Raw genomic sequence first — 7,574 nt, 5'->3', positions numbered from 1 at the left:
CGGCGCTTCCTCCCCTGTCTGAAGACAGAGGTTTCCGCGCCGATTTTCTATGAAGATCACAGCCCTCATTGACTATCTCGATGAATGTCTCAAACCCGGGGAGTTTCGTGATTATGCTCCGAACGGCCTGCAGGTTGAGGGGCGCGGCGAAGTGAGGCGCATCGTGCTCGGCGTGACCGCCTCGCTCGGACTGATCCGCGAGGCGGCGCGCCGCGGAGCCGACGCGGTGCTTGTGCATCACGGCTGGTTCTGGCGCGGTGAGGATCCGCGCATCACGGGCGTGAAGGGCGCGCGCGTGCGCGCGCTCATCGACGCCGGCCTCAATCTGATCGCCTACCATCTGCCGCTCGACGCGCATCCGGAGGTGGGCAACAACGCCGAGCTCGCGCGCGTGCTCGGGCTCTCCATCGAGACGCGCACGGGCGAGTACGGGCTGCTCCACGCCGGGCGCATCCTCTCGGGCCCCATGAGCGCCGAAGCGTTCGCCGCACGCGTGGAGGCGGCGCTCGGCCGCCGGCCGCTCCTCGTCGGCCCGGCCGACAAGACCGTGAGCTACGTTGGCTGGTGCTCGGGCGCCGCGCAGGATGAATTGGGTGCGGCCGCCGCGCTCGGCTGCGACCTCTACCTCTCGGGCGAGATCCGCGAGCACACCACGTTTGAGGCGGTCGAGCTCGGCGTGCCCTATCTCGCCGCCGGCCACACCGCCACGGAGCAGTTCGGCATCCAGGCGCTCGGGCGCCGCCTTGAGGAAGCCTTCCCCGAGCTCGAGATCGAATTCGTCGCTCAGGACAACCCCGTCTGACGGGCAGCCTTCTGCGACGCCAAATGGCGCATAACAATTTGTTGCATTTGCGCGGAGCTCCCTGTTTTCAAAGAGCGACGTCGCATCAACGGGCGCATGCGCAGATGTAACAATGCAGGCATTGTCTAAAATATGTAGTTTCCCGCCGTTTTCTGCGGCCGTCACCAACGGTCTGCCGGATTCGGCGCGGCTTGATCGACATTAGCGCAGGTGTTCATTCCACATGATGTACCTCTACTCGGGCCCGACCTGCCCGTTCTCCCACATGAGCCGCATTCTTCTCAACGAGAAGGGCTGCGAATTCGACATCAAGTCCGTTGATCTCGACGGCGTCGTCCAGAACGAGGAGGACCTCGCGGTCGTCCGCAAGAGCCCGTACGGCGAACTGCCCGTGCTCACCGAACGCGACCTGCTGCTCTACAACGTTTTCGTGGTGAACGAGTACATCGACGAGCGCTTCCCGCATCCGCAGCTCATGCCGACCGATCCGGTCGGCCGCGCCCGCACGCGCCTCTTCCTGCACGTGCTCGACCGCGAGCTCTTCCCGCACGTGCGCATCCTCGAGAACAACCGCGCCTCCGAGGAGCGCCGCTCCCTCGCCCGCCGCCGTCTGCGCGAGAACCTCGACATCCTGTCGATGCGCGTCGGCGACACGAAGTTCCTCCTCTCGGACGACTTCGGGATGATCGACGTCGTGCTCGCTCCGATCCTCTGGCGCGTGCCCTACTACGGCATCGAGCTCTCGGCGACCTCCGCGAAGCTCGAGATCTACGCGCAGCGCCTCTTCGCCCGTCAGTCCTTCATCGACTCGATGACGGCGCAGGAACGCACGATGCGCAAGTAAAGCCGTCGAGGACCGGTGCGGCGCCCGTTCGCGCCGGCCCCGGCGACCCGCACTCCCGACGGCCGGTTTCGGAGCCGGCCGCCGCGGGGAGATTCTCCGGCCGCCCCCCGAGTGCGTGCACGGAGAGAAGAGAACAGAAGAAACGTAAGGACGCCGCCCGAAAATGAGTAGCTATCAGACCGTCCGCGCCACGGTGATCGACGCCGTCAGGGAATACTGCATGGAGCACTACTTCCGCCCCTACATCTGGGTGGAGGTGGACGAGGCCTGCCGCGTGCCCGAGGAGTACGTGCAGGACGGCATGATCATCCTCGACATCGACGACGAGGCCGTGCGCTCGTTCGACATGAACGACGAATGCCTCTCCTTCTTCGCGCGCTTCGGCGACGAGAACGACGCGATGGAGGTGGTCGTGCCGCTCAATCGCATCGTGCACGTCGCCCCTGCCGAGGAGGCCTCTTCGGGCGCCTCCTTCATCCTCACGCCGACCCCGCCCGAGCTCGTCGCGAAGCTCACCGGGAACCCCGTTCCCGCCGCCGCGCCGCGCCGCCCCATGCGCATCAAGTAACCGTATAATCCGCCTTCCGCGCCTCTTTAGCTCAGTTGGTAGAGCAACCGCCTTGTAAGCGGTAGGTCGTCTGTTCGAGTCAGACAAGAGGCACCAAGATACGCAGCCCGGACCGCTCTTCACGGTTCGGGTTTTTCTTTTTGCGGATTGCGCGGGGCGAAAAGAAGGTCCCGCCCCCGAAAACGGACGGGATGCGGGACCCTGCTGCGGAATGCGCCGCGGGCGCGGCGCCTCAGTCCGCGCGCCGCCCCATCGTCACGCGGTCGTTGCCGCCGTAGTCCTTCTTCGTGCGTACGGCGGCGAAGCCCGCCTCCTCGAGGAGGCGCCGCACGTCGGCCGCCTGGTCCCAGCCGTGCTCGAGCAGGATCCAGCCGCCCGGCGTGAGCCGCTCCATCGCGCCCGCAACGATCGCGCGCAGGCATTCGAGCCCGTCGATGCCGTCGGTAAGGGCGCCCAGGGGCTCGAACTCAAGGTTGCGCAGATGCTCGTCGTCGGGCCGGATGTAGGGCGGGTTGCTCACGACGAGGTCGAAGCGCTCCTTCTCGGGAACGGCGCTCCACCAGAAGCCCTCGCGGAAATCCACTCGGGCGCTCAAGGCCGCGGCGTTGCCGCGGGCGATCTCGAGGGCGTCGGCCGACACGTCCGTCGCCGTCACCCGCGCGTCGGGAATCTCGAGCGCGAGGGTCGAGGCGATGCAGCCGCTCCCGGTGCCAAGGTCCACGATGCGCGGGGCGGCGGGCGCCACGAGGAGCGCCTGTTCGACGAGCACTTCGGTGTCGGGCCGCGGGATGAGCACGGCGTCGGTCACGTGGAAGTGCCGGCCGTAGAACTCCTGGCTGCCGGTGATGTAGGGCACGGGCGTGCCCGCGGCGCGCATCGAGACGAGCAGGTCGAAGCGCATGATCTCCTCGTCGGAGAGTTCGTCCTCGTCGTGCGCGATCAGATTTTCGCGCGACCGGCCCGTCACGAAGCCGAGCAGGATCATCGCCTCGAAGCGGCCGATGACGGGCGCGGCCTTGCCGAGCTGCGCGCGGATCGACGGGCCGACCTGCGGCTCCTCGTTGTTGAGTCTGATCTGCTGCTTCATCAGCAATCCCTCCGGGATGTGGCTCAGGCGAGCGAGGCGAGGGCTTCGGCCTGATGCTGCGTCGTGAGCGCCGTGATGATCTCCTCAAGGTCGCCGTTCATGACGGCCTCGAGCCGGTAGAGCGTGAGGTTGATGCGATGGTCCGTCACGCGTCCCTGCGGGAAGTTGTACGTGCGGATGCGCTCGGAGCGGTCGCCCGAACCGATGAGGGAGCGGCGCTCGGAGGCCTCCTTCTGGTGCTGCGCCTCGACCTGCGCGGCATAGATGCGCGAGGCGAGGATCTGCATGGCGCGCGCCTTGTTCTGCGTCTGGCTGCGCTCGTCCTGGCACTCCACCACGAGGCCGGTGGGCAGGTGCGTGATGCGCACGGCCGAGTCGGTCTTCTGAATGTGCTGCCCGCCCGCGCCCGAGGCGCGGAAGACGTCGATGCGCAGCTCCGACGGATCGAGCTTCACCTCCTCGATCTCATCGAGTTCGGGGAGCACGGCCACGGTGCACGCGGACGTGTGGATGCGGCCCTGGGTTTCGGTCGCGGGCACGCGCTGCACGCGGTGACCGCCCGACTCGAACTTGAGCTTCGAGTAGGCGCCGCGGCCGATGATGCGCACGATCACCTCCTTGTAGCCTCCGAGTTCGCTCTCGTTCTTCGAGACGATTTCGGTCTTCCAGCCCTGGCCCTCGGCGTAGCGCAGGTACATGCGCAGCACGTCGCCCGCGAAGAGCGCGGCCTCGTCGCCGCCCGTGCCCGCGCGCACCTCGAGGAAGATGTTGCGCTCGTCGTTGGGATCCTTCGGGATGAGCTCGATCAGGAGCGACTTCTCGAGCGCCTCGAGCTCGGCTTTCGCCTTCTCGATCTCCTCGACGGCGAATTCGCGCATCTCTGGATCGGCGTAGAGCTCCTCGGCCGTGCGCAGGTCTTCTTCGGCGCGCTCGTAGGCGTGGAGCTTGACGACGACGGGTTCGATCTCCGCCCGTTCGCGCGTCAGGTCGCGGAAGCGGTTCATGTCCGCGGCCGTCTCCGGCGCGGCGAGCATGCGGTCGATTTCCTCAAGGCGCCGTGAGAGCGCGGAGAGCTTCGAGCGGACGTTGTCGTTGAGCATTTTCTGGTCGGCTGATTGGATGTGAAGGTGAAAGAAGGAAGAATAGCGTTTTGCGGCGCCTCCGGGCGCGCTTCAGACGCGAACGGGACGCCTCCTCGTGCGGAGAGCGTCCCGTTTCGGTCGGGCGGCGGCGGGCCGGGACTACCGGTCGTGACGGCGGTAGAAGCGGTCGAGCATGCGCTCCATGAGCTCGCGGTCGTCGCCCGAGAGCCCCTCGCCGTTTCTCAGCAGGATCGTCGGATCGTGGAGGAGCTTGTTGGTGAGGCCGTGGGCGAGCATCTCGAGCACCTCCTCGGGCTTGTCGCCGTGGTGGAGGTGGCGCAGCGCGCGGGCGAGCTCCTCGTCGCGCAGGTAGTTCGCGCGGTCGCGCAGCGACTGGATGGTCGGCACGGCCGAGCGGAGCTTGAGCCATTCGATGAAGTCCGCCACGCGCAGGCCGATGATCGTCTCGGCCTGCGTGATGGCGGCCTGACGCGACTGCTTGCCTTCGCTCACGACCTTGCCGAGGTCGTCCACCGTGTAGACGTAGACGTCGTCGAGGCGCTCGACCTCGGGCTCGACGTCGCGCGGCACGGCGAGGTCCACGATGAACATCGGGCGGTGGCGGCGTTCGGCGACGGCGCGCTCGATCATGCCGAGACCGATGATCGGCAGCGCCGAGGCGGTGCAGGAGATCACGACGTCGTAGCGGCCGATCGTCTCGGGGAGCTCCGAGAGGGGCACGGCGTCGGCGTGCACGGTGCGGGCGAGCACCTGACCGCGCTCGACGGTGCGGTTGGCGATGGTGATCGACTTGGGCGACTGGGCGGCGAAGTGCGCCGCGCAGAGCTCGATCATCTCGCCTGCGCCCACGAAGAGGACGCGCTCGTCGCGTAAGCTTCCGAAGAGCCGGAGCGCGAGGCGCACGGCCGCCGCGGCGAGGCTCACGGAATTCGCGCCGATCGCGGTGGCGGTGCGCACCTCCTTCGCCACGGTGAAGGTCGACTGAAAGAGGTGGTTGAGCATCACGCCGAGGCCGCGGCATTCGCGCGCGATCTTCTCGGCCTTCTTCATCTGACCGACGATCTGCGTCTCGCCGAGCACCATCGAGTCGAGGCCCGAGGCGACGCGGAAGGTGTGGCGCGCGGCCTCCTCTTGCTCGAAGGCGTAGATGTGCGGCTCGAGTTCGCGCAGTTCCACGCCCTTGCGGTTGGCGATGTAGGAGAGGATGTTCGTTCTGGCCGCGGCGGGGTCCTCGCAGGCGACGTAGATCTCGGTGCGGTTGCACGTCGAGAGCACGGCGGCCTCGTGAACGCCGCCCTGAGGCGCGCCGCCGAAGCGCTCGAGCAGGTACGCGATCGTTTCGGCGATTTCATCCGGACCGAAGGCGACGCGTTCGCGGACGGCGAGCGGCGCGGTCGTGTGGTTGAGACCTAAGGCGAGAAGCTGCATTGCGGGTGTGTTGCCGGGGCGCGTGGGGTCGGCCGCGGGGAGTGCGGGGGCGCCCGACGGCGAAGAGGTTATTCTTTATGGGTTTGCGCGATTATAGGTTGCCAATTGTTTGACAAGCCTTAAGGCGCGGACATCGTTGATCTCACAAGGTTTTTCCATACGGACAGGGGCATGGACGAAAAGATGCGGAGCGCCGCCGCCGAACCGGATGAAGCCGGACTCGCCCGGGTCGCCGCAGAGGCGCGCGCGCTCGTGCGCCGCCGCGCCGGGCTTTCGGCCGCCGCGGCCGTGCTGCCGCTGCCCGGACTCGACGTCGCGGTGGACGTCGCAGCCTTCGCGGACATGCTCGGGCGCATCAACGAGGCCTTCGCGCTCTCGCCCGAGCAGATCGCGCGGCTGCACGCCGAGGAGCGCGTCGCCGTGCTCACCGCCCTCTCGCAGGTGGGTGCCGTCTTCGCCGGGCGCTACGTCACGAGCGCCGTCGTGCTCACCGCGATAAAGCAGTTCGGGGCGCGCTGGGCGGCCGGCCGTGCGGCAAAATGGGTGCCTCTCGCCGGACAGGCCGCAGCGGCCGCGCTTTCGTATTGGGCGGTGGTGAACCTCGGCGACGCGCACGTCGCCGAATGCGTGCGCGTGCGCGAGCGCGTCCGCGCGCTCCTCGCCGCCCCCGGGCGCCCGGCCCGTTGAACCCATCCTTTCCCGGACGCATTCACTTCCATGACGCAGTTCACAGAACAATCCTCCGCCGCGGCGGAGATGTCCGCGCTCGTGCTCTTTTCGGGCGGTCAGGACTCGACCACCTGCCTCGGCTGGGCGCTCGAGCGCTTCGCGCACGTTGAAACCGTGGGCGTTGACTACGGCCAACGCCATCAGGTCGAACTCATCTGCCGCCGCCGGGTCCTCGAGAAGATGCGCGCGCTCAAGCCCGAATGGGCGAAGAAGCTCGGCGAAGACCACATGCTCGGGCTGCCCGTGCTGGGCGAGGTCGCCGAGTGCGCGCTCACCGACGAACGGCGCATCGCTTTCGAGGCCTCGGGCCTGCCCAACACCTTCGTGCCCGGGCGCAACCTGCTCTTCTTTACCCTCGCCGCGGCGATCGCCTACCGGCGCGGCGCGCGCGTGCTCGTGGGCGGCATGTGCGAGACGGACTATTCGGGCTACCCGGACTGCCGCGACGACACGCTCAAGTCCCTGCAGGTGACGCTCTCGCTCGGTCTCGACGCGCGGCTCATCATCGAGACGCCGCTGATGCGCCTCAACAAGGCCGAGACCTGGGAGCTCGCAAGGCGCACGGGCGGGGACGAGTTCGTCCGCCTCGTGCGCGACGAGACCCACACCTGCTACATGGGCGACCATGAGCACCGGCACGCCTGGGGCTACGGCTGCGGGGAGTGCCCCGCCTGCCGCCTGCGCGCGCACGGCTGGAGCGCCTGGGCGGGAAGCGCCGGATTTGAGGACTGATCCGCCGTCGCGACGGAGCGGGCCGGAGCCCGCTCCCGGACGTCCGGAGCGCGGGCGCAAAAAAATCCCGAAACCCCAAGCGGGTTTCAGGATGCGGCTCTCCGTAAATGAGGAATGGTGGCTAGGGACGGAATCGAACCGCCGACACGCGGATTTTCAATCCGCTGCTCTACCAACTGAGCTACCTAGCCTCCAATCTGCAGAAGGCGCCAGTACCGGAGAGAACTGGTGGCTAGGGACGGAATCGAACCGCCGACACGCGGATTTTCAATCCGCTGCTC

The 7,574-nt window shown here is 67.5% G+C and carries 8 protein-coding genes and 3 tRNA genes (1 of these 11 cut by a window edge); 6 read left to right on the top strand and 5 right to left on the bottom strand.

Going from position 1 to position 7,574, the window contains the following annotated elements; all coding sequences use genetic code 11:
* Positions 1–49 precede the first annotated feature (49 nt).
* The 4 genes from ACT6Y9_RS03180 to ACT6Y9_RS03165 all read left to right on the top strand — a co-directional run bounded on the left by ACT6Y9_RS03180 (position 50) and on the right by ACT6Y9_RS03165 (position 2,310).
* Complete coding sequence (locus ACT6Y9_RS03180; RefSeq protein ID WP_295480344.1) at positions 50–802, top strand: Nif3-like dinuclear metal center hexameric protein; 753 nt, start codon at positions 50–52, stop codon at positions 800–802.
* Between the two features lie 223 nt (positions 803–1,025).
* Positions 1,026–1,646, top strand: coding sequence for a glutathione S-transferase N-terminal domain-containing protein (locus ACT6Y9_RS03175; RefSeq protein ID WP_295480342.1), 621 nt, complete (start codon positions 1,026–1,028; stop codon positions 1,644–1,646).
* A gap of 163 nt (positions 1,647–1,809) precedes the next feature.
* Entirely contained in the window at positions 1,810–2,214 is a 405-nt protein-coding gene (locus ACT6Y9_RS03170; RefSeq protein WP_295480341.1) for a ClpXP protease specificity-enhancing factor SspB, read from the top strand.
* Positions 2,215–2,234: 20 nt separating this feature from the next.
* A tRNA-Thr gene (locus ACT6Y9_RS03165) sits at positions 2,235–2,310 on the top strand.
* 136 nt (positions 2,311–2,446) lie between these two features.
* Here the strand turns inward: ACT6Y9_RS03165 and prmC are convergent.
* The 3 genes from prmC to hemA form a co-directional block, all read right to left on the bottom strand.
* The gene (gene prmC / locus ACT6Y9_RS03160) at positions 2,447–3,301 is read right to left on the bottom strand and encodes a peptide chain release factor N(5)-glutamine methyltransferase (RefSeq protein WP_295480339.1); all 855 of its coding nucleotides are present in this window, start codon (positions 3,299–3,301) and stop codon (positions 2,447–2,449) included.
* A gap of 23 nt (positions 3,302–3,324) precedes the next feature.
* A complete protein-coding gene (gene prfA, locus ACT6Y9_RS03155; protein ID WP_295480337.1) occupies positions 3,325–4,401 on the bottom strand; it encodes a peptide chain release factor 1 in 1,077 nt (358 codons plus the stop codon).
* 141 nt (positions 4,402–4,542) lie between these two features.
* Positions 4,543–5,832 carry a glutamyl-tRNA reductase gene (hemA, locus tag ACT6Y9_RS03150; RefSeq protein ID WP_295480335.1) on the bottom strand — a complete coding sequence of 430 codons (1,290 nt, stop codon included), beginning with the start codon at positions 5,830–5,832 and terminating at the stop codon, positions 4,543–4,545.
* Between the two features lie 171 nt (positions 5,833–6,003).
* Here hemA and ACT6Y9_RS03145 point away from each other — a divergent pair, with 171 nt between their 5' ends.
* Complete coding sequence (locus tag ACT6Y9_RS03145) at positions 6,004–6,519, top strand: hypothetical protein (RefSeq protein WP_443743483.1); 516 nt, start codon at positions 6,004–6,006, stop codon at positions 6,517–6,519.
* A gap of 30 nt (positions 6,520–6,549) precedes the next feature.
* Positions 6,550–7,293 carry a 7-cyano-7-deazaguanine synthase QueC gene (queC, locus tag ACT6Y9_RS03140; RefSeq protein ID WP_443743482.1) on the top strand — a complete coding sequence of 248 codons (744 nt, stop codon included), beginning with the start codon at positions 6,550–6,552 and terminating at the stop codon, positions 7,291–7,293.
* 115 nt (positions 7,294–7,408) lie between these two features.
* Here the strand turns inward: queC and ACT6Y9_RS03135 are convergent.
* A tRNA-Phe gene (locus ACT6Y9_RS03135) sits at positions 7,409–7,484 on the bottom strand.
* Between the two features lie 35 nt (positions 7,485–7,519).
* Positions 7,520–7,574: transfer RNA gene (locus ACT6Y9_RS03130), tRNA-Phe, on the bottom strand (it continues 121 nt past the right edge of the window).

Origin of the sequence: Sutterella sp. (assembly GCF_052272535.1) — a bacterium.
Lineage (GTDB): Bacteria > Pseudomonadota > Gammaproteobacteria > Burkholderiales > Burkholderiaceae_F > Sutterella.
This window is presented reverse-complemented; position numbering and strand designations above follow the sequence as displayed.